Origin of the sequence: Pseudomonas maioricensis (genome assembly GCF_022790535.1) — a bacterium.
Classification (GTDB): Bacteria; Pseudomonadota; Gammaproteobacteria; order Pseudomonadales; family Pseudomonadaceae; genus Aquipseudomonas; species Aquipseudomonas maioricensis.
The window spans coordinates 159,510-181,975 of the sequence record NZ_LOHG01000010.1 but is presented as its reverse complement, the minus strand read 5'-3'; the positions used below and the strand labels follow the sequence as shown (position 1 = coordinate 181,975).

The following is a 22,466-nucleotide window of genomic DNA, read 5'->3' as shown; positions in this document are numbered from 1 at the left end:
CTCATGCATGAAGCATCACTTGCCTGCTCATCCCCCTTCAAACCAACACAATCACCGAACCACGTTGATGACTGCGCCACACACTCGGAGTGACTCCCACCAGGCGAGTAAATACGCGGGTCAGGTGCGGTTGGTCCGAGAAGCCGCACGCCTGAGCAATGTTGACCAGGGACAGCACAGGCTTCGCCATCAACAACTCTTTGGCCTTCTCTACACGCATCTGCAACAACCAGGTGTGCGGTGCCACGCCGGTGGCCTGTTTGAAGGCTCGGGAAAAGTGGCTGCGACTCAGCGAGCACTCCTGCGCAATTCGCTCGACAGACAGAACGCTGCCCAGGTTGCTGGCAATCATCTCCTTGGCCAGACGCTCCTGAAGCGGCGTCAGGGTGGTGGTGAACTTGCCAGCAGTCGAGGCAATACGTCCGTATCGAGTGATGGAGTGCGCGCACATTGCCAACAATATGTGATCGATGAACAACTGGTTGGCAGCGGCAGGGTCGCGCAGCGCAGGCAACATCGCCTGAGCCAGGTGATACAGCACCGGATCCTGACCGCCCTGTTCATAGCGAAAGCCACTGATTAACCGGCCACCATTTTCCCGCTGATAATCATCAAAGGTCTGCCGCGCAATGTTGAAGCGCAGATTGTCATAAGACGCACGGTGCTGGCAGCGCAGTTCATCCCCCATGAACGGCAAAGACACGCTGCCCTGACTGTACCCACCGGCATAGCTCAGACGCCGGCCTCGCCATAGCCGATGCTCGGCAAAATCCTCAAGCTGGACGATGATCGAGAAAGCATCAAGACAGGGAATATCGATTATTTTCTCGGGATTCGGGCGCGCATCCACCACCCGCGTTGCGGAGAACTTTTCGCTATGCAAATGGGCAATCGCAGGGGCGCTCAAAATGACTCCTTCGGCTCATGGCGGATGGAATCGGTCACCCTACCCTATTGGCAAAGCAAAAAAAATCCAGAACCGACTCGAGGCTTGAACAGCTCGGGCAGGTTCCGGACGCAGTAGATAACGCGGGGGGTTTATTTCAACAACGGCACCTTGGCAGCGCGTTGATAAGGCCCGTATTCCACCGGCACCCATTCGAAATGTTTGTCCACTGCATTGATGTGACCGATACCCGGGAACGGCAGGTGTGCAGCCGCGGCCCAGATTTTCTGCTTGGCCACCATGCTGAACACCTGATCGCGGCTGGCAATCGCCTGCCTGGCGTTCACATCAAAGCTGATCGAGACTTCCGGGTGAGCAAACTGCACGGCGAGGTCATGGACAAGGTCGCCCATGAACACGATGCTTTGGCCTTGCGAGCTGAACAGGTAAGTGGTGCTGCCCGGTGTGTGACCTGCTTCCAGCGCGGTTTTAACTTCAGGCACTGGCGAGTCACCCGGTGTGAAGGTCTTGAAACGACCCGACACGAGATACGGCGCGATGGACTCCTGAGGAATTCTGAAAAACTCCCGCGCCTTCTCGGGTGCCCGGCTGATCGCCGTCGGGTCCAGCCAGTAATCAGCTTCAGGCTTGGCGGCGTACACCGTGGCATTGGCGAAGATCGGCTTCTTCTGGGCATCCACCAGCCCGCAGACATGATCAAGATGCAGGTGCGTCAGCAAAACAGTGTCTACCTGCTCGGGGCTGTACCCGGATGCCTTGATATTTGCCGAAAGAAAACCGGCAGTCTCGCCGATGCAGGCACCCGCGCCAGTGTCGACGAGGATCAGGTGTTTGCCCGTATTGATCAGGAAAGCATTGAACGCAGTTTGCACGCCCGGCGTCTCGATCGCCCGGCGCGCCAGCAACGCGCGGATCTGGCCGGGACTCAGGCCCTTGAGCAAATCGGGGGATAAATCGTTGTAGCCGTCGAACAGCGCGGTGACTTCGTAATCACCAACTGCCAGACGCTGATAACCCGGCACCTGGGTTTTCTGTTGAGGCGGAACCTCGGCACTGGCAATACCGGAAAACAATACAAGGCCCAGACTCAGGCCGCGCAACATCGGTGAAATGGACAGGGGCATGGGCGTTCCTCAAGACAAATATCCTTGTGTAGAAGCTGCGCCAAATGCGAGAAAGCATACGGCAGCCCCTACCTGTAGCCCGAATGATGACGGGCATGATTTGTCTTGAATTGCACCCTTGTGCTTGTTCAGTCAGGCGACACCAGGGATGGACACTGAGCCAGCGTTTCCTTGAGGAATTCGATCAGCGCCTGCACCGGCCGCGCACCCTGGCGATGCTGCGGGTACACCGCAGACAAAGCCAGCGGCGGCGTGCGGAACTCATTGAGAACGCGGACCAGATGCCCGGACTTCAACGCCGAACCAACGATGAACAACGGCAGATAAGTGATACCCAGCCCACCAATCGCAGCATCGCGCAGCAGTTCGCCGTTATTGGCGCGCATGCGCCCGCAAAGGCTGACCGTCAGCGGTTTACCGTTACGTTCGAAGCGCCACTGCACCTGGCGGCTGTGGCCGTAAGGCAGGCAATCGTGGTCCTTGAGCTCTTCCGGTTCGGCAGGCGCACCCCTTCGTTCCAGATAGTCAGGACTGCAACAGAACACCCGCTCGATCGTGGCAATGTGGCGGGCAATCAGCGTTGAGTCCTCCAGCACCCCGATGCGCAGCGCGAGATCGTAGCCTTCCCCCAGCAAATCCACGGAGCGATCACTCAGGTCCACTTCCACCGACACCTCGGGGTAGCGCTGCAGGAATACCGGCAATAACGGTCCCAAATGCTCAATGGCAAACGACAGCGGCGCAGTCAGGCGAATAGTGCCTCGCGGCTGAGTGTTTTGTCCGGCTATGCTCTGCTCCGCCTGCTCAAGATCAGCGACCAGACGCAATGCCGATTCGTAATACGCCTGCCCCAGCGGGGTGACGTCCAGCCGACGGGTCGAACGGTTGAGCAAGCGAACCCCGAGCCGCTCTTCGAGCTGCATCAGGCGACGACTGATGAATTGTTTGGACAGCCCCAGTTGGTCCGCAGCCGCCGTAAAACTGCCGGACTCCATCACCTGGGTAAAAATACGCATATCTTCGAACGGGTTCATTGTCGCTCACCGGTTGACAGTCAGACGCTTTCTACCAGCTTTATCAGCTCGATGCACCCGCTTAATCTGCGCTCACTGCATTTACCTCGCCGTCCTTTCTTTCCACAGGATCAGACCATGCCCGCATTTATTCAAAGCTACCCGTTGATCTGCAGCATGCTGCTGGTCCTGCTTGATCTGGCCAGCTGGAATCTGGTGCCTTATCAATACCGCCTACAGCGGGTTGCGGTTCGACTTGCGTTGTTTCTGGTGTACAGCGTGGTGATTATCAGCGCAGGCCTGAGCCCTCTGGACAGCGCTCCGTGGGAGGACGACAGCGCCCGCCATCTGGCCGCCACCGCACTGGAAATCGTCTGGTGGATTCTTGCTGCCCGGACGCTGACGGAAATCATCGGTGTTCTGCTGATGCGCCGTATCGGTCATAGCGGCCGTTTGCTGCAGGAAGTGATTGGCGCGGTGATCTTCCTGATCGCCATTGTTGCTGCGGCGGGTTACGTGATGCAGTTGCCCGTCAAAGGTCTGCTGGCGACATCCGGGGCGATGGCAATCGTGGTCGGTCTGGCGCTGCAAAGCACCCTCAGCGACGTCTTCTCCGGGATCATCCTCAATACCACCAAGCCCTATCAGGTCGATGATTCGATCAGCATCGACGGGGTTGAAGGCAAGGTCATTGATATCGACTGGCGTGCCACTCACCTGCTGACCGGCACAGGCAGCACAGCAGTGATCCCGAACTCGGTGGCCGCCAAAGCCAAAATCGTCAACCTAAGCCGCCCCAAAGACATGTTTGGCGTATCGATCAACATCATGGTCTCGCCACACATTCGCCCTCGTCTCGTGCTGGATGCGCTGGACCGTGCGCTGCAAGGCAGCAGCGCCTTGCTGCCCTTCCCCAAGGCACGTGCCGTGGTCAAGGAGGCCAGCCCAACGACTATCGAATACACCGTCACCGGGTTCATCAAGGACCTGGACAAGAAAAGTGAAGTGCGCAATCTGTTGTTCGACCTTGCCTATCGTCACCTCGAAGCGGCCGGCATTGCCTGGCAATCAGATGTGCTCGCCGAACCGGTGTCCCGCGCACGCACGTTGCTGGACGAAGTGAAAGTGTTCCGCGCCCTGAACACTGAAGAGAAAAACCATCTGGCACAAAGCATGGTTGCCAGGGAGTACGCTGCGGGCCAAGTGATCATCGAGGCAGATGAAGTAACAGACAGCCTGATGGTGATTGCCACAGGCGTGGTCTCTGCCGAGGTGTCCGACGGTAATAACTTTATCGAAGCCGGACGCATGGGCCCGAGTGAAGTCATGGGTGAACAGAGCATTCTTAATGACACTCCGTCCGAAGCCCGCTTTACCGCCCTGACCTCGTGCGTGGTGTACCGCATTGACAAGACCACGGCCCGGGAAACCATGGAACTGGAAGGCCAGATCAAAAACGCCCTGAAGAAACTCCAGGCCGTGCGCCAGCACAGCAGCCAGTCACTGCTAACAGAGAAACCGGCGGCCATCAAGAAAGGCAGTTTTCTGGGGTGGTTGCAGAAGCGGTGAAAGCAACACACATTTACCGAAATACAATCTTTGTGGGAGCAGAGCTTGCTCGCGATAAGGCTGGATGCGATTTGCTCTAGATCGCGTTCAGCCTTATCGCGAGCAAGCTCTGCTCCCACGGGGTTGGGGGGTGTCAGGCCTTGCGCACGGCATCCTTCCAGACCTGCGCCCCTTCAAAAAACGCATGGGCGTTGCTGACCAGCGTTTCCAGGTGGTAACCGCCTTCCTGCACGATCACGCATGGCAGGCCCAGGCTGCGAATCCGCTCACCCAGCTTCGCGAAGCCTTCACGCGTCACAGCCACCTGACTTTGCGGATCGAGTTCATAGATATCGAACCCCAAAGACAGCACCAGCACCTGCGCATCAAAGGATTTTACGGCGGCCAGTGACTGTTCGAGCTTGCCCATGAACACCGATTCGGGCGAACCATGGGGCATGGGGAAGTTCACGTTGTAGCCGACTCCAGCACCCGCGCCCTGCTCGTCTTCGAAACCGGCCACGCCCGGATAGAAGTTCTCCGGATTGCCATGAATGGACACATACAGCACATCATCGCGCTCGTAGAAAATCTCTTGAATGCCCTGACCGTGATGCATGTCGGTGTCCAGCACCGCGACCCGCTCAAAACCGTCCCGCAGGACCTGCGCCGCAACCGCCGCACTGTTGACGTAGCAAAAACCGCCCGCGGCTTCGGCACGGGCGTGATGCCCTGGTGGGCGGCACAGCGCATAGGCTGCAGGCTCACCGTCGAGCACCGCTTTGGCAGCGGCGACAGCGCTCTGGGCTGACCAATAAGCCGAACGCCAGGTACTTTCCCCGACCGGGCAACTGCCGTCCGCCAGATAACGCGCAGCCTTGGCGAGTATGCCGCGCAACGCATTAGGCTCACGCACGAAAATGTTCGACATCACCTCGTCGCCCCAATCGTCGGGCATCTGCTTCCAGTCGGCGTGAGCGTCTTTGAGGAAGGTCAGGTAAGCAGCGCTGTGCACCGCCAGCAAAGGATCCAGACCGAAATCGTCAGGCTGGCGGATATCAAACGCCAGCCCCTCGACGGCCTGCAAAAGATTCTGAGCCCGCTGCGGGACCTCCTGAGGCGTACGCATTTGCCCACGGGAGTAATAGCTTTTCGGGAAGTGCAGCAGTTGTTCCGGGTGAAAAAAGCTGAGCATGGGATGTTCCTCATTCAATAGGTCGAGCCGGTCAGGCTTCGCGCGCTGTTTCCAGTGAGAATGCCGTAGCGTGTCGCTTGGCCAGCGCCAATACACAGATCAGCGAAGTGCCTGCGATAAGGCTGTAGAACACCGCCATCGGCCACCATTGGCCAGGGTAGGAATGAGCCAGCCATGTGCCGATCAACGGGGTCAGACCACCCGCCAATGCACCGCACACCTGATAGGCCAGGGAAATCGCGGTGTAGCGAACGCGGGTTTCGAACATGCCGCTGACGTACCCGGCGATCACCGCGTAAAACGACGCCATGCACACCACCGCCAGGGCAATGCCGAGAATGATCAACGGCGCCTGGCCACTGCTGACCAGGATGAACATGGGATACGGCGAGGCCATTGCCAGAATCGTCACCCCACACAGAAAACGCGTCGCACCGATTTTTTCCGCAACCCATGCCGCCACCGGCTGGATGCAGAACTGGATGATAGCGACAACGAACAGACACTCCAGAATCAGCGAACGTGGCAAGCCCAACTGCTGGGTGCTGTAGGCAATCATGAAGGTATTGGTGAAATAGACGCCGGCAATGCCCAACGTGTTGGCGCCAATGCACAACAGCAAAGGACGCCATGAAGTTTTCAGCACCTCAAACACAGGTGCCTGAGCTTTGCGTCCGGATCTGGCGACCTCCAGCCGTGCCTGCTCTTTATCGTTGAGGAATTCAGGCGACTCATTGACGCCCAGACGAATTGCCAGGCCAACAATCAGCAAGGCTGCGCTGGCCAGAAACGGCAGACGCCAGCCCCAGCTCATCAAGTCTTCTTCGGGCAAGCGAGTCACGGCGCTAAACGCCAGCAGCGAAAGAATCAGGCCTGCCGGGCTGCCCAGTTGTGCAAACGACGCGAAGAAGTTACGACGGCCTTTGGGCGCATGTTCGCCCGCCATCAATACCGCGCCACCCCACTCTCCGCCAACGGCAATGCCTTGCACCACGCGCAGCAAAATCAGCAACACCGGAGCCGCAGCACCGATTTGCGCATACGTTGGGAGCAAACCGATACAGACCGTCACCACGCCCATCATCACCAGCGTGATAACCAGCGACTTCTTGCGACCGATACGATCGCCAATGTGCCCAAAGACAATGCCGCCCAACGGTCGGGCGAAGAAGCCCACGGCGAATGTCCCGAAGGCCGCCATGGTGCTGAATAGTTTGTCTTCGGACGGGAAAAAGAGCTGACCGAATACCAGAGCGGCAGCGGTGGCATAAATATAAAAGTCGTACCACTCGATCATCGTACCGATGAATGCGGCGGCGGCAGCCCGGCGTGGCTGCGCAGAAGCGGGAGGCTTCATGAATCAACTCCATTGGTTAGTATTTTTGGCAGGAGAAAGGGGTATTTCAGAGGCGCTCTGTCGGCGACTATGGACGGATTTTTTGCTCGGGAGGCATAATCAGTCAAATTTCTATTTGTTATTCGAACTATAAGCCGAAGTTATTATTGAGGCCGCTCGTGACAGACTCCTCCCGCGATATCCCTTCATTGCTCAACGACCGGCTTGACTGGAACCTGCTGCGTACCTTCCGGGTTATTGGCCAGGAACTGAGCATCAGCCGCGCCGCGGCCAGAATGCACCTGACCCAACCGGCGGTGAGCCAGGCCCTCAAGCGGCTGGAAGAACAACTCGGCTGCCAGCTCATTGCGCGCCGGGGCCCGCGTTTCGATCTGACCGAAGCCGGGGTGAAGATCTTCGCGTTGGCGGGTGAGATCTACGGCCAGGTTTCTCAGGTGAGCAATACCCTGCAAATGCCCGGTGATGAAGTAATCGGTAAGGTCCGTCTACTGATGATCAGCCGCATCGTTTCAAGCAACTTCGACAACTTCCTGACCGAGTTCCACCGAGAACATCCCCGCGTAGACCTCGAAGTTGACGTGATGCGCAGCTCTGACATTGTCAGTGCCTTGCTGGAGAGGACCGCGACAGTAGGCTTGAGCCTCAATCGACGCCCACAACCGCGGCTTGAGCAACGCCTGTTTCAGCGCCAACGCTATGTGTTTTTCTGCGGCCGGAATCATCCTCTGTACGGTCGCACCGACCTGAGTCAGAGCGATTTGCAGTCAGAAAACTTCGTCAGTTTCACCAGCGATCAAATCGGCGGAATGCTTTCGCCCCTGACCATTTTTCGTGATCAACAGGGGTTCAGCGGCAGAATTGTGGCGTCCTCTTCGAGCCTCGAAGAAATTCGCCGATTGGTGATCGCGGGGATTGGCCTGGGATGCCTGCCTGAGCATGTCGTGGCAGATGATGTGGAGCAGGGATTATTGTGGCGAGTACCGCCATTGGAAGGTGTTGCGGATGTCGACATTCATCTGCTGTGGAACCGTGAACAGCGCATGAGTCGGGCCGAAACGGTGTTTATCGAAGGGTTGGCAGCGCGGCTGGAAAACACGTGAAGCTTTTCATTTCATGTTTAGCGCAGCCGCGCCTGGTGACAGGTTTTGAATCAACCTCTCCCATCAATTTTTGTTTCTGCACTCATTCAGCGCTTGATATTTAACTGTCTTCAACGTGCCTGCGGAGTCCTCGTACGTCATCAATTGCGGATTAACGCCGCACGCAGTAGAAGCTGAAGACACACGGACGACTTTTTCAATATCCAGTTTCATACCATATTGATACTTGATAATACCTGGCGGCGTCTGCTTCTTCTCGGCGGCATAATTTCTAACAAATTCCTGATGCGCCTTGATAATCTTTGCCGACATCGGATCGTGCCCGCTGGAAGCATAGGATGTCATCGGAGCAAGCAGAGCAAGGCTGAGCAACAACGATTTAGCGATTTGCATTTTTTTCGTCTCGGTTTATGGGGTGATTACAAACTAACCGTAGACCGCTAACAACGACGTTGCACGCAAATGACGTTTTAGAAATCTTTCAATAAATGACATCACCGCACTGACACCAATAATTACAACATTGTAATTATTCACTCACCGCGCTGTTAGCTTCGACACTTACAATGGGCGCTAACACTGAGGCGCGTGACGCAGATTGCTTCAATGCCCCTCAGTGACTGCCCTTACACAAACGGTAACGACTATGAATATCATCAGATCAATCGCCTTCACAGTGATCGCCTTATCCTCTACCGTAGCACTGGCTCACGACGGAAGTGAACGCGCCAGTCCAGCGGCCGAAAAAATCAAGATCGCCCAGGAATTGAAATTTAACGATCAATTAAATAGCGAGGCGTCGCGACTTGTAAATACCGAGAAGCAGACCCCAGCTAATGAACCTGAAAAAGGTTAAGGATCAACTTAGGCTCCACTCTATTCACCTTTAGCAGCTGACAAGCTCCTTTGGTCAAGGTGAATCTTTAGCGCCCTTCGGGGCGTTTTTTTTGTTTCTGATAGACACATAATCATGACTCCCTCTATCAACACAACAGACACGGTACCTGTAGGAGTGAGCTTGCTCGCGATAGCAATCTTATTCGTAAAGAAAGTATCGCTAGAAGAAATGCCATCGTGAGCAAGCTCACTCCTACAGGGGCCGCGGGCTACACTTGACACATAAAAAAGCCCGCAACAGTCACCTGTCGCGGGCTACTCATTTACAACACTAATACTATGTCTGTTCTTCTTCCCGACGGTGCGCCCATTGATACAGCGCAGGCAGAACCAATAAGGTCAGCGCGGTCGATGACAGTATTCCGCCAATCACCACAGTCGCCAGCGGGCGCTGAACTTCAGCCCCCGTACCGGTCGCCAACGCCATCGGAATGAAACCCAGAGACGCCACCAATGCGGTCATCAGCACCGGTCGCAAGCGTGTCAAAGCCCCTTCGTTAATCGCGTCCCCCAGTGAACGCCCCTCCTCGCGCAGATTGCGGATGAACGAGATCATCACCAGACCGTTCAGCACTGCCACACCCGACAACGCGATAAAGCCAACCCCCGCCGAGATGGACAACGGAATGTCCCTCAGCCAGAGCGCCATGACGCCGCCGGTCAAAGCGAACGGAATACCGGTGAAAACCAGCAAGCCGTCCTTCAGGTTGTTGAACATCATGAACAACAATGCCAGCACCATCAGCAACGCTACCGGCACGACGATCTGCAGGCGCTTGGCAGCGGATTGCAATTGTTCGAACTGGCCGCCCCAATTGGTCCAGTAGCCTGCCGGGATCTGAACGTCGCGCTGAATAGTCTCTCCCGCCTCCTCGACAAAAGAACCGAGGTCACGGCCTCGGACGTTGGCACTGACAATGACCAGACGTTTACCGTTTTCCCGGCTGATCTGGTTAGGACCCAGCACCAGGTCCAGGTTTGCTACCTGAGACAGTGAAATAAAGCTGATCTGCTGATTAACGCTGCTTGCCGTCGCGGGCACCGGGATGAGCAGACTGGACAGCCCGGCCACGTCCGTTCGCAACGTTTCCGACAGTCGCACGACCATGTCAAAGCGACGATCACCCTCATAGAGAGTGCCCGCCTGCCGCCCGCCTACCGCGATGGCAATAGCGTCCTGAACATCGCCCACATTGAGGCCATAACGCGCGGCCTTGTCGCGATCAATATTGATCGTCAGTACCGGCAAGCCAGTGGTTTGTTCGACCTTGACCTCGGACGAGCCTGGTACCTTCTGCAACGTCGCAGCGATTTTCGCGGCAGTCTGATTCAAAACCGCCATATCATCGCCGAACACCTTTACGGCGACGTCACTGCGCACACCCGACACCAGCTCGTTGAAGCGCAACTGAATCGGCTGTGACAGCTCATAGTTACTGCCCGGCACTGTCGCAGCAGCCTGCTGCAACTCGGCAATCAGCGCCTCGCGAGACTTGCCGGGGTCTGGCCATTCACTCTGCGGCTTGAGCATGACATAGCTGTCGGAGATGTTCGGCGGCATAGGATCAGCAGCAATCTCTGCCGTGCCCGTTCGGGCAAACACCCGCTCGACTTCCGGCATTTTCTCGACGATGGCTTTCTCAAGGCGCTGCTGCATGTCCACCGATTGAGTCAGGCTGGTGCCGGGCACCCGAAGCGCCTGCAAGGCAAAGTCGCCCTCACTCAAGCTCGGTATGAACTCGCTGCCCATACGGCTCGCGGTAAAGCCGGACAGGACAATCAGCACAACGGCGAAGGAGAACGCTATCGAGCGATGGCTCAGAACCCATTTCAGAACAGGTGCGTAGCGCAGACGCGCGGTACGCATCACTACGCCCTCTTCTTCCTTGACCTTGCCGGTGACAAACATGGCAATGGCCGCTGGTACGAACGTAACCGACAGGATCATGGCGCCCAATAGCGCGATCACCACGGTGAAGGCCATCGGGTGGAACATTTTGCCTTCGACACCCGTCAGGGCGAAGATCGGTAAATAAACGACCATGATGATCAACTGACCAAAAATCAGCGGGCGGCGCGCTTCTTTGGCCGCTGCAAATACCTCATGAAAGCGCTCCGAACGGGTCAACATCCGTCCGTATTTCTGCTGCGCGTGGGCCAGTCTGCGGATTGCGTTCTCGACGATCACCACTGCGCCATCGACGATGATGCCAAAGTCCAGCGCACCCAGGCTCATCAGGTTGGCACTGACTTTGTTGGTGAACATGCCCGTGAACGTGAACAGCATGGCCAGGGGAATCACCATCGCGGTGATCAGCGCGGCACGGATATTACCGAGGAACAAAAACAGAATCGCGATGACCAGAATGGCCCCTTCGATGAGGTTCTTCTTCACCGTGGCAATGGCTTTTTCAACCAGGTTGGTGCGGTCGTACACCGTGATCGCTTCAACGCCTTCAGGCAGCGAACGGTTGATATCAGCCAGCTTGGTGGCTACCGCCTGCGAGACCGTGCGGCTGTTTTCGCCGATCAGCATGAACACGGTACCGAGTACCACTTCACGGCCATTTTCGGTCGCAGCGCCGGAGCGCAGTTCCTGACCGATACCCACATCGGCCACGCTGCTGACCCTGATCGGTGTGCCCTGAACATTGGCGATGACGATGTTGGCGATGTCCTGCACCGTGCCCAACTGGCCCGGCGCTCGAATCAGTAACTGCTCGCCGCCGCGTTCAATGTAGCCGGCGCCGATATTGGCGTTGTTGCGTTCCAACGCCGCAACCAGATCGTTCAGCGTGAGTTTGTAGGCAGCCAGTTTCTTTGGATCTGGCGCGATCTGGTACTGCTTGGCAAAGCCGCCGATGGTGTTGATCTCGGCAACGCCCGGCACGTTGCGCAGCTGCGGCTTGATGATCCAGTCCTGAATCACCCGCAAATCGGTCGGTGTGTAAGGCGTACCGTCTTCCTTCAGTGCGCCCTCTTTGGCCTCCACCGTCCAGAGGAAAATCTCGCCGAGCCCAGTGGAGATTGGCCCCATGACCGCATCGACACCTTCGGGTAACTGATCCTTGGCGATTTGCAGACGCTCACCGACCAACTGGCGAGCGAAGAACAGATCAGTACCGTCCTCAAAAATCACCGTGACCTGTGACAGTCCCGAGCGCGACAGAGAGCGGGTCTGCTGCAGACCCGGCAGGCCTGCCATGCTCGTCTCGATCGAGAACGTCACCCGTTGTTCTGTCTCCAGCGGTGAAAAACCGGGAGCCGAGGTATTGATTTGCACCTGTACGTTGGTGATGTCAGGCACAGCATCGATGGGCAGTTTCTGATAGCTGGCAATGCCGAGCCCTGCCATGAGCAACACCGCAAGCATCACCACGATGCGCTGCTCGATTGCGAATTGGATCAACCGTTCAAACATGACGTTGTACTCTTGCGAGGCAGATCAATGGGAGTGCTCAGCGGAGCCTTTACCCAGCTCGGACTTGAGAATGAAACTGCCAGCGGCGGCCACTTGGGTGCCCGCCGTCAAGCCTTGAGTGATTTCCACATAACCGCCGTCGCGCCTGCCGACTTTCACCGGGCGCAGTTCAAAGCCTTCAGCGTTGCGCACGAACACCGAGGCCTGGTCTTCAACGGACTGAATGGCAGACTCAGGCAGGCTCACGGCCGCGTTGGCTTTCTCGGCGGTCACATCAATCGAGACAAAGAGGCCTGGACGCCAGGCACCTTCAGGGTTGGCTAAAACCACGCGCACCGCAGCCGCGCGGGTCTGTTCGCCCAGCAGGTTTCCCACATAACTGATGCGGCCTTCGACCTGAGCATCGAGGTCAGGCGCACTGACCGTGACCGCTCGGCCCACAACGACTTTGTTCAGGTCTTTGGGCGCGACGCCAAACGTCGCCCAGACCCGCGATAAGTCGGAGAGCGTGAAAGCTGAAGTGGTGTCGTTAACCACCTCACCTATCGCCAGATGTTTCTCGACGACCACCGAGTCAAACGGAGCAATCAGTTCGTATCGATTGCCCGCTGAAGATTTCAGACTGGCGCCGATGGCACTCAGCTTCTGCCGTCCGTTGGCGTAACTGATATCTGCTTCCTGATAAGCCTGACGCGCCAACAGATAATCCTGCTCAGCAGAAATCTTGTCTTCCCAGAGCTTTTTTTCGCGCTGCATGGTCAGGCGGGCGAGTTCAAGACGGCGCTGCGCCGCATTCAGCTCACTGCGTTGATCGGAGATTTGCTGACTGGCGATCACGGCCAGCACCTGGCCTTTTTTCACCGACTGGCCAAGGTCAACCTTGACCTCTTCCACGACTCCACCTACCCGGGGTACGACGTGCGTGGTGCGGTCTTCGTCAAAGCGAATTTCGCCGGGGAATGTCACAGAAGTGCTCATCGACCGAGGTGCCGCGACGGCCAGTTCTATGCCCGCTGACTTGATCTGTTCTGCGCTGAGTTCGAGCTTGCCTTCTTCTTCGTGAGAGTCACCGGAAGCTTCGGCACCATGACCTTTTTCGCCGTGCTCTTCGTCGCTGTGTTTTTCCTCGCCGTGTTCTTCGTCAGCGTGGCCCTTCTCATCAGCCTTGCCGTCGCTATGGCTGTCATTCTCGGCGTGCCCCTTCTCGTCAGCATGCCCGTCTTCTTGCGCATGGTCGTGCTTTGCGTCCTTGGCCGCCTCAGCTGCAACGGGAAGCCCCTGGTTGCCCAGTGTCAGGCTGCCCAGACCAATGATTGCGACCACCGCCAGGGCAATGGTTATGCTTCTTTTGTTATCCATGGATGCTCCCGGCGATCACGTATTGATGTACACAGCGATGCGCCCGATAAGTGCGAAAAGTAAGGATTAAGGAGTGGCAGTGAATGCAGTGATGTCGCCGTAGATGCGCTCGACAGTCACTCTGGCGTCCGTGGCAATGGCCAGTGATTCAAGGTATTGGCTGCGGGCAGCAATCAACGTGCGCTGCGCATCGAGGACTTCCAGAAAGCCGAACTTGCCCATCTCGAAACCACGGGTAGCCGCATCCACTGCGCTTTTCGCCGAGGGCAGAATGACCTGATTGAAAGACTCGACTTCTTTACTGGCGGTCGCCCATTGGTCGAGCGCTGCCTGGGTCTGTGTCCGCAATCTGAGTTCTACCGCGTTGCGTAAATCGCGGGCCTGATCTGCCCGGCGCGAGGCGGCCAGGACGTTGCCCTGATTACGGTTGAACAGCGGAAGCGGTGCCGATAAACCGACGACATTCACTCGTTCACGGTCTTCGCGGCTGTACTGGCTGCCGATACTGACGGTGAGATCCGGTACACGCTGGGCTCGCTCCGACCCCAGAGCCGCATCCCGCTGCTCGATCTGGGCATGGGCCAGACGCAGCTCGGCAGATTGATTGATCGCCGTGAGCATCTTTGCCGCTGACGGTGATTTGCCCGGCGACAAATCAGCGTATTCCAGTCGATCAAACGACGAAACAGGCGAGCCAGTGGTGCGCGCCAGATCGCGATAGCTATTGGTTTTCAGGGTTTCGGCGCGACGCACCAGCAGGTCGGTTTCGGCCAGTTGTACCTGCGCACGCGTCACCTCAACGGGCGATGATTTGCCCGCACGCACACGCCCATCGGCCACTTCCAGACCCCGCTGAGCAAGTGCCTGGGATTGTCGTGCCAGTTCCAGACCTGTTTGCGCACGTACTGCGGTAAAGAACGCCTGAACGACTTCAGCACGCAGCTCGTTGCCACGCCGTTCCAGTTCGATCTGCGCAGCATCCTGTGACCGACTGGCCGCTTCGACGCGAGCACCGCGCTTGCCGCCCAGTTCCAGTGCCTGACTGAGCATGACCGTGGTGGTGCTGGTGTTGCGACGTGTGTCCTCCACCTCCCAGGACAACTCCGGGTTGGGCATCAGACCAGCCTGCTGCTTATCGCCCTCGGCTATGCCTATTTCCCATCGCGCGGCGGCAAGGTCAGGGTTTTCCGCGAATGCGGCCTCAATGGCCTGAGGCAGACTCAGGCTTTGCGCAAGCGCAACACCCGGCGCAACGAACGACAACAGGGCGAAGAGCCCGCCGACGGTCACTGCGTGTGCCATGGAAAAAGGTCTATACCCGTGCGCGCCAAGGGTTTTCCAGCTGCTCCTGTGCATTGTCCGAACCACCATCAAGTTAGATGCGGGGACTTTATGCAAAGGGAGTTAGCAACAGGATTGCTGAAAAATGACAATCCTGACATTTAAGAAAAATGGCAGTGCATCTTGATTACACTGCGCGACGGCGTGCTTGACCCTGAAGCGGCTACAGACTCCAGAATCCGCCGGATCCGGAATACTCCGACAAGGTTGCGCCCAAGAACGCGTCTGTCGAAACGGATATCACCCCCTATAAATCACAGGAAAACCCTATGCGAATCCTTGTTGTAGAGGACGAGCCGAAAACTGCCGAGTACATGCATCAGGGCCTGACCGAGAGTGGCTATGTCGTTGACCTGGCCGCCACGGGGCTTGACGGGCTTTATCTGGCCCAGCATCAAACCTACGACCTGATTATTCTGGATGTGAACCTGCCGGAAATGGACGGTTGGGAGGTGTTGACCCGTCTGCGCAGAAACAGCAATACACGGGTCATGATGGTCACCGCCCGAGGTCGTCTTGAAGAAAAGGTCCGGGGCCTGGAAATGGGCGCTGATGACTACCTGGTAAAGCCGTTTGAGTTTCCCGAACTGCTGGCCAGAGTTCGCACCCTCATGCGCCGCACCGAGCAACCTGGCTTGCCGGAGGTGCTACGAGTCGGCGACCTTGAGCTGGATCAGGGACGACACCGGGCTTTTCGCGGCACGCAGCGTATCGACCTGACCACCAAGGAGTTCGCCCTGCTCCACCTGCTGATGCGTCACAGCGGCGAAGTCATGTCACGCACGCAGATCATCTCTCTGGTATGGGACATGAATTTCGACTGCGACACCAACGTCGTCGAAGTCTCGATACGCCGTTTGCGGGCAAAAGTCGACGAGCCCTTTGAGCAAAAGCTGATCCATACCCTGCGTGGTGTGGGGTATGTACTGGAAGTACGCGAATGAAACCCACGCGGTTGTCGACCCGGCTGGGTCTGGCCGTGACGGTGATGTGTGCAGTGTTGGTATTGGTCATGGCGACATTCGCTTACGCCTCCATCTCCCATCAGCTGGATTTACGCGCCAGAAACGGCCTCCAGGAAAAGCTGGAGCAAATCGACCATAGCCTGTCGGAGGGCTTCAGCACTCCCGCAGACGTAGTACTGGCACCTCATCACTTGCGCGATCAGATTGTCGGGCACGACGACTTCACCCTGACGATCCTCGATTCGGGCACCCCGAGAAAACGCTTGCTGAGCCTGGGCGAAGACGAACAAATGGTGCTGCCAGAGCCCTTCACCGAAGACGCCCGGGATGAGTTCCAGCGGGTTGAATCCTCGGCAGGTCACGAGATATTGGTTGCCAGCAAACAGGTGCGCCTCAAAGGCGGCCAGAAGGTGCTGGTATTGCTCGCGCTCGACAGAGAAAACGATGCCTTGCTGCTCGGCGCCTATGTGAAATCCACGCTTATTGCCTTGCCACTCATTCTGCTGCTGGTAGGCGGTTGCGCGTGGTGGATCGTGCATCGCGGGTTGAGACCGCTGCGCGCATTTCGCAAGGTTGCGCACAAGGTATCGGCCCGGGATTTATCACACCGCATGAAAGCCGCCGGGCTGCCTGACGAACTCCGCGACCTGGCCCACGCCGTCAATATCATGCTCAACCGGCTGGCTGAAGACATTCAGCAACTGGCGCAGTTTTCGGATGATCTGGCCCATGAACTGCGCTCACCCATGAACAACCTGATGGGCAAGGCGCAAGTCACGTTGTCCAGAGAACGGCCACCCGAGGAATACAAACAGGCGCTGGAGTCCTGCACTGAAGAGCTTGAGCGTTTATCCCGTATGGTCTCCCAGATGCTGTTTCTGGCCAGCGTGAGCCAACCCTCAACGCTATTGGCCTTCACTGCAGTCGATCTGGCGGAGGAAGCCAGCAAGGTCGCAGAACTGTTTGCCCTGTCGGCAGAAGAAAAAGAGATGTCGCTGGTGGTTCAAGGCAGCGCCACAACGCTGGGAGAACGACTGATGATCCAGCGGGCGATCTCCAATTTAGTCTCCAACGCCATCCGCCACGGCACACCCGGCAGCACAGTGAACGTTACCCTCAACAGCCACGCCAGCGAGGTCACCCTTGCAGTGAGCAATACCGGCGAAGGCATCGAAGCCGAGCACCTGCCCCGGCTGTTTGACCGTTTCTACCGGGTACACGCCAGCCGCTCGCGGCAACAGGGCGGCACCGGTCTGGGGCTGGCGATTGTTCGCTCGATCATGAGTGTTCATCAAGGTCAGGTAACGGTCGAAAGCGAGCTGGAACGGGTGACGACGTTCAGACTGGTTTTTCCGCGAGCGAAGTAAGTCATCAGCAAGCCGAGCCTGCTAGCGCAGGCCGAAACCCAACTGCTGCAACGCCCTGACCAATTCTTCACGCCCATGCAGGCTGGAAATACTGCGCAAGCGATTCACGACTTGCTCCGACCAGCCCGCAGCCTTCATACCCTCCTGCTGATAAAACGCGCCGAGGCGCTGATCATATTGCTCTACCGAGGACTGTTCAGACTTCGCGCTGTAGCGCTCGTGGTGCAAGACCGCCGCCTGGGGCAAGCGCGGCTTTACCTGTGCCGGACGTTCAGCGTCGGGATAACCCACACACATACCAAACACCGGGTACACCTGAGGTGGCAGCTCCAACTCCTGCGCGACACTTTTGATGTCATTGCGTATTGCACCGATGTAAACACTGCCCAGCCCCATCGACTCCAGTGCAACCACCGCGTTCTGGGCGGCTAACGAAGCATCGATAGTGCCCAGCAACAGACTCTCGATATAAGGCAGCGCCTGGAGCTCGACGCCAGCGCGTTCCGCCACTCGGGACACTCTGGAGAGATCGGCCAGCCAGACCAGGAACAGCGGCGCCTGGCGAATGTAGGCCTGATTACCGGCAAATTCCGCGAGGCGCGCTTTGCGCGACGGGTCCTGAACGGCGATCACGCTCCATACCTGCAGATTTGATGAACTCGCCGCCGACTGCGCGGCAGCGATCAGCGCCTCAAGCGTTCCTTCTGGCAGTGGCTTGTTGTTGAAAGCGCGGACGCTGCGATGACTTACCAATTGATCGAGAATCGGGTTCCAGTTTTCGGGGATTTTTGTGTTTGTATCTGCTTCGCCGTAGCGCAGAGCCAGGCCGTTTTGTTTGGCGTGTGTCATGAAATCTCCCAATAGGCTGCAACCGGGCAGAGCCTTTGATGAACGAGGGGCTTTTAATCTGGAGATAAATTAGCACGCGAGGAAAAGCGCGGTTAGACGATACCCGCGGATGGCAACGGCGAGTGATTGCTATAGCGTGAGCTTGGTTGGGGTATTGCGTTTCATTTGACCAGGCATTTGCACTGGACCTTAGCAAGCGGTTGCATTGGACTTGGCTAGCGCTCTGCGTCTCACTGACTGGCAGCAGTCGGCCAAAAGTATGGATTCGCGACCTGAGTTTTCCAGGGTACGAAGGGCCCTTTGCGATGGGGACGCTCCCTGACGCCCGCATTAGTCCTTCAAAGGCCGTGGTGGATAGCGTCACCCGCAAGCATTCTGCGGCATGTATCGCGCTGGCGGCGGGCGCCCTGCTCGATGCGGATCTGTGCACACCATACCGGGCACTGAGCCAGCCAGGCACGAATAACGCCCATTCAGCCAACTGCGGCTCAGATGGTTCGTCGCACATTTGCCCTAGGCGGACATCCCAAAGCGATCCTACTTAGCAGGACATCTACAAAACTAGCTCACCCATCGATCCCATCTTCATAGAACTCTATATATCGTTGTCGAGCGTCTCCCAGCACCGCGGCAAAATGCTCATCAAAATACCCGCGCGAATACAACCTCATCCCCGGAACTATCGGCTCGGAAAACTGAAAGGTGCTCTCCATCATGGCCGAAAAATCTTCACAAACTAAGAGGGTTTTAAACGCAACCATCCCAAGCGCCGGCATTAGAGGAACCAGATCGTTTGTCACTTTATCGGCCTCTCTCCAAACCTCCATATCACCGAAAGGCTTAAAATTTAAGTTGACGAGGTACCCGTCTTCACCCGAAAAAATAGTTTGAACCTGTGAGCCGTTATGAACAATATTGTCACGAAACCTTCTGATCTGAAGAAAGAAACCCGCATGTCTAATGTAAAAATCTGCCCAAGGCTCAGGCAGCCCGAATCTAGCTTGAAGTTCTTCCTTGCTAGTTAAACGGCCTTGATACATAACCATTTCACGAAAAGACCCACGCAAAGGTTTCTTGGCAGCCAAATAATCTACACACAAAGTTAATTTACCCCAAAGCTCGCAAGCAACCTCCTGAAGCAAATCAATCATACTTCGGCAAATGGAGAAAAAATATTCAACTTCGGTCACCACCATACGTGCGTCACCATGACCTAGCACATCTTTTGTTTTATGTATGTGTGATATCTTAGCCAAGCTTGCCGAAAGATTACAGAAATCGTCATACAAACCAGCAAATGCCTTACTTACTTCTATATAGCTTGCCTTCTGTGCTATAAAGTCTACAAAATGAAGATAGATATCTGACTCACGCTCGGCGAACTCTCCAAAATAACATCCCTCTGCGGGCCAACCATGGCTCTCAATATATCGCCCATCACCTAGGGAAAACCATATGCGCCACTCGCCGCCTACAAAAAAAGTAAGCGTACGGCAAAATTTCCCACCTGCATGAGACAGGTCAAAAAACGGAATTTCGTCGAGCGTAACTATCAATCCTTTTGACATATTGTTCACTGATCTCACTACGCTAGAGGAACGCGATATCTAATGGGGCAGGCTTATCGTAATCAATGTTAAATGATATCTATCTAAAATCTGCGTCCCGTGAAATCCTAGCCGACACACTTCTCATTCAGCCTAAGCATCCATATTATTTCAACAAATTAAAAACTGATTACTCCTCAGGAAGATCAAATTCTTCAGAGAAAATCCCCTGATAGATCCTCCCTTTAACTTCAGATGGGTCCTTGACTTCAACTGGGCCGGACATCTCAAAAAAAGCAATTGGCGATCCTACGTACCCTTGGCTGCGTACGTACAATTGCAGGCCAAGTGAAGTGGGTGTGATATCTGCCTTGGTGCTATTAACGTCAAATCCATTTTCAATGACTCCAAGTTGCCGCAGATGATCAAGCTCCCTATCAAGTTGGTGCATATCCGTGACATTGGTAATCCTTACAATCTCCATCGCCTCTACCCTGAGATCTCCAGCCATTATCCAACCACTTGGCGCTATGAAGACTTTAGCGTTTTCGCAGGCATATTTAAGCACCCTCACCTGGCTAGACGTTAACTGCGAAAGAAGATTGAGGAAAATCAAATTGCTTTCGTCTTTTCCCGATTTGGTGCAGGAAGAAACTAATAGCCCAGCCCAAAGCGATAGCACTACATCGTCATCTGTCCAAGACGAATCCTCTACAGCTTTAAATGCTATTTTGGGATGAGCGGAAAGCGTTTCTTGGAAGGGTATTCCCTCCAAAATTTGGTTAGCTTTGGCAGCCATTTTTGCGGCATTGTTAGATCGCCAGTTGCCGACTTTATCTTTCAATAATAATCCAAACTCCTCGGCAGCAGGCAGGCATATCCGACTTAGTAAAGCCGAAACTCCTTGCACAGTGCCTTCTGTCATAGTCTTGACAGATTCGGAAAGAGGTTTGGCGCCGAGTATATCCAGGCTTTTATTGTTTTCAGTCATAACTTTCTCTTGATCGATGAGGATCATACATAATTGAAAATTCATTGCCGCTATTCGCAGTGCGAAGGTAGTTGATCGAGCATCGTTGCGCTAGCTCCAGATTATCCTCCTTTCGGAAGGTGATCACTTCTGAGCGTCTGCTCTTGGCAAATTTCTGCCGCTAAAGAACACGCAGTCTGCTAATCAAATCCAACGCAAATGACTGGTCAAGTCAACGCAATTATACCCCTACCCTCAGAACAAGCACATGCTCAAGCCCACCTCCCCAGCTAAAGTGCGTATTTGCTGGATCCCCCCCCGTTTCGTACACTGCCCACCTCTGGGGAATACCAATTTTCAGCACGGGTTTAAACACCGGGTGCCCCCACCCTCCAAAAGCACGCGGGAAAACAGTGGCAAGGAAATCAAGAAGGGAGCTTGTGGACCCGGCAGACGCGGCGGATATGCCGGTCACCGTGATCGATGTCGCGAAAGCTGCAGGCGTATCGCCCATCACCGTCTCGCGCGCCATTAACCGGCCTGAGTTGGTCAGCGACGCGACTCGCGCCCATGTGCTCGAATTCGTCAGGACGATGGGCTACGTCCCGAACCTGCTGGCCGGCAGCCTGGCAACCAGCAAAAGCAAGCTGGTTGCGATTCTTCTTCCGACCATCTCCCATTCGATTTTTGCCACGGCCGTACAGGCGATGATGGACCGTCTGACCGATGCAGGTTATCAGTCGCTCCTGGGCCCGACAGGCTACTCACCCGAGAAAGAAGAAGCTTTGCTGGAAGCTATTCTGGGCCGCAGACCTGACGGCATTGTGTTGACCGGAACACTTCATACTGCGGGCAGCCGACAGCGTCTGGCGTCGGCGGGAATCCCGGTTGTCGAGGCATGGGACCTGAGCGAAACATGCCTGGACATGCAGGTTGGTTTCTCACATGAAGACGTCGGCAAAACCGTTGCAGACCATTTTGTCGCCAAAGGTTATCGGCGATTTTCAGTGATCACGGTGGATGATCCTCGTGGCATTCGTCGTTGCAACAGCCTGATCGAGCAACTGAAAAGCCATCAGATAGAAGATGTCCCCGTCGAAATTCTTCCCCTGCCCGCCACCTGGGAAGTCGGACGTGAAGGCCTGAAGCGGTTACTGCTTCGTCAAGATCGCCCCGAGCTGGTCTTCTGCAGTTCCGACACCGTTGCGATGGGTGTTCTGGCACAGGCTGCTGCCTCAGGGCTTCGTGTACCGGAAGACATTGCAGTTCTGGGTTTCGGCGACACGACCAACAGTCGCTTTGCACATCCCGCCCTTTCGACGATCAGCGTGAACTCCTCAATCATGGGCAGTGAGGTCGCAGAAGCTCTGCTACGGCGTTTTTCTGGCGAAAACGCTCAGACACGTATCGACAGCGGCTTCACCCTCATCGAACGCGCCAGCACCTGAATTTCCATTTTTAACGAAAATCTTCCAAACAGCGCTTGAATGATAACGTTATCTGCGA

At 56.1% G+C, this 22,466-nt stretch carries 18 protein-coding genes; 6 read left to right on the top strand and 12 right to left on the bottom strand.

The window, feature by feature from the left end:
* Nucleotides 1–37: 37 nt before the first annotated feature.
* The 3 genes from AUC61_RS17145 to AUC61_RS17135 form a co-directional block, all read right to left on the bottom strand.
* Nucleotides 38–907, bottom strand: a complete 870-nt coding sequence (locus tag AUC61_RS17145; RefSeq protein ID WP_243247386.1) for an AraC family transcriptional regulator — start codon at nt 905–907, stop codon at nt 38–40.
* A 131-nt stretch (nt 908–1,038) separates the two neighbouring features.
* Nucleotides 1,039–2,031 carry an MBL fold metallo-hydrolase gene (locus AUC61_RS17140; protein WP_243247385.1) on the bottom strand — a complete coding sequence of 331 codons (993 nt, stop codon included), beginning with the start codon at nt 2,029–2,031 and terminating at the stop codon, nt 1,039–1,041.
* A gap of 128 nt (nt 2,032–2,159) precedes the next feature.
* Complete coding sequence (locus AUC61_RS17135) at nt 2,160–3,065, bottom strand: LysR family transcriptional regulator (protein WP_243247384.1); 906 nt, start codon at nt 3,063–3,065, stop codon at nt 2,160–2,162.
* A gap of 117 nt (nt 3,066–3,182) precedes the next feature.
* On the opposite strand from AUC61_RS17135, the gene AUC61_RS17130 reads away from it, so the two are divergent.
* Nucleotides 3,183–4,613: a mechanosensitive ion channel family protein gene (locus AUC61_RS17130; protein WP_243247383.1), complete on the top strand. Its 1,431-nt coding sequence runs from the start codon at nt 3,183–3,185 to the stop codon at nt 4,611–4,613.
* Between the two features lie 133 nt (nt 4,614–4,746).
* Here the strand turns inward: AUC61_RS17130 and AUC61_RS17125 are convergent, their stop codons facing one another.
* Nucleotides 4,747–5,787, bottom strand: a complete 1,041-nt coding sequence (locus AUC61_RS17125) for a histone deacetylase family protein (RefSeq protein ID WP_243247382.1) — start codon at nt 5,785–5,787, stop codon at nt 4,747–4,749.
* A 31-nt stretch (nt 5,788–5,818) separates the two neighbouring features.
* Nucleotides 5,819–7,144, bottom strand: a complete 1,326-nt coding sequence (locus AUC61_RS17120; RefSeq protein ID WP_243247381.1) for an MFS transporter — start codon at nt 7,142–7,144, stop codon at nt 5,819–5,821.
* Nucleotides 7,145–7,302: 158 nt separating this feature from the next.
* On the opposite strand from AUC61_RS17120, the gene AUC61_RS17115 reads away from it, so the two are divergent.
* On the top strand, nt 7,303–8,244 hold the full coding sequence (locus AUC61_RS17115) for a LysR family transcriptional regulator (RefSeq protein ID WP_243247380.1): 942 nt from the start codon (nt 7,303–7,305) through the stop codon (nt 8,242–8,244).
* A gap of 63 nt (nt 8,245–8,307) precedes the next feature.
* Here the strand turns inward: AUC61_RS17115 and AUC61_RS17110 are convergent, their stop codons facing one another.
* A complete protein-coding gene (locus AUC61_RS17110) occupies nt 8,308–8,637 on the bottom strand; it encodes a DUF2790 domain-containing protein (protein WP_243247379.1) in 330 nt (109 codons plus the stop codon).
* Between the two features lie 253 nt (nt 8,638–8,890).
* Between AUC61_RS17110 and AUC61_RS17105 the strand changes: the two genes are divergently transcribed.
* Entirely contained in the window at nt 8,891–9,100 is a 210-nt protein-coding gene (locus AUC61_RS17105) for a hypothetical protein (protein ID WP_243247378.1), read from the top strand.
* 318 nt (nt 9,101–9,418) lie between these two features.
* Here the strand turns inward: AUC61_RS17105 and AUC61_RS17100 are convergent, their stop codons facing one another.
* The 3 genes from AUC61_RS17100 to AUC61_RS17090 all read right to left on the bottom strand — a co-directional run bounded on the left by AUC61_RS17100 (nt 9,419) and on the right by AUC61_RS17090 (nt 15,211).
* Nucleotides 9,419–12,562, bottom strand: coding sequence for a CusA/CzcA family heavy metal efflux RND transporter (locus AUC61_RS17100; protein ID WP_243247377.1), 3,144 nt, complete (start codon nt 12,560–12,562; stop codon nt 9,419–9,421).
* A 24-nt stretch (nt 12,563–12,586) separates the two neighbouring features.
* Nucleotides 12,587–13,921, bottom strand: coding sequence for an efflux RND transporter periplasmic adaptor subunit (locus AUC61_RS17095; protein ID WP_243247376.1), 1,335 nt, complete (start codon nt 13,919–13,921; stop codon nt 12,587–12,589).
* A 66-nt stretch (nt 13,922–13,987) separates the two neighbouring features.
* On the bottom strand, nt 13,988–15,211 hold the full coding sequence (locus AUC61_RS17090) for a TolC family protein (RefSeq protein WP_422765459.1): 1,224 nt from the start codon (nt 15,209–15,211) through the stop codon (nt 13,988–13,990).
* A 320-nt stretch (nt 15,212–15,531) separates the two neighbouring features.
* Here AUC61_RS17090 and AUC61_RS17085 point away from each other — a divergent pair, with 320 nt between their 5' ends.
* Both AUC61_RS17085 and AUC61_RS17080 read left to right on the top strand, forming a co-directional pair.
* Entirely contained in the window at nt 15,532–16,206 is a 675-nt protein-coding gene (locus AUC61_RS17085; protein WP_243247374.1) for a heavy metal response regulator transcription factor, read from the top strand.
* A complete protein-coding gene (locus AUC61_RS17080) occupies nt 16,203–17,594 on the top strand; it encodes a heavy metal sensor histidine kinase (RefSeq protein WP_243247373.1) in 1,392 nt (463 codons plus the stop codon). The genes AUC61_RS17085 and AUC61_RS17080 overlap by 4 nt, the downstream gene beginning before the upstream one ends.
* Before the next feature lie 21 nt (nt 17,595–17,615).
* On the opposite strand, the gene nfsA is transcribed toward AUC61_RS17080, so the two are convergent.
* The 3 genes from nfsA to AUC61_RS17065 form a co-directional block, all read right to left on the bottom strand.
* Nucleotides 17,616–18,443: an oxygen-insensitive NADPH nitroreductase gene (gene nfsA / locus AUC61_RS17075; RefSeq protein WP_243247372.1), complete on the bottom strand. Its 828-nt coding sequence runs from the start codon at nt 18,441–18,443 to the stop codon at nt 17,616–17,618.
* Between the two features lie 566 nt (nt 18,444–19,009).
* Complete coding sequence (locus AUC61_RS17070; protein ID WP_243247371.1) at nt 19,010–20,020, bottom strand: hypothetical protein; 1,011 nt, start codon at nt 20,018–20,020, stop codon at nt 19,010–19,012.
* A gap of 160 nt (nt 20,021–20,180) precedes the next feature.
* Nucleotides 20,181–20,981: an Abi-alpha family protein gene (locus tag AUC61_RS17065; RefSeq protein ID WP_243247370.1), complete on the bottom strand. Its 801-nt coding sequence runs from the start codon at nt 20,979–20,981 to the stop codon at nt 20,181–20,183.
* A 392-nt stretch (nt 20,982–21,373) separates the two neighbouring features.
* On the opposite strand from AUC61_RS17065, the gene AUC61_RS17060 reads away from it, so the two are divergent.
* Nucleotides 21,374–22,408: a LacI family DNA-binding transcriptional regulator gene (locus AUC61_RS17060; RefSeq protein WP_243247369.1), complete on the top strand. Its 1,035-nt coding sequence runs from the start codon at nt 21,374–21,376 to the stop codon at nt 22,406–22,408.
* Nucleotides 22,409–22,466 lie beyond the last annotated feature (58 nt).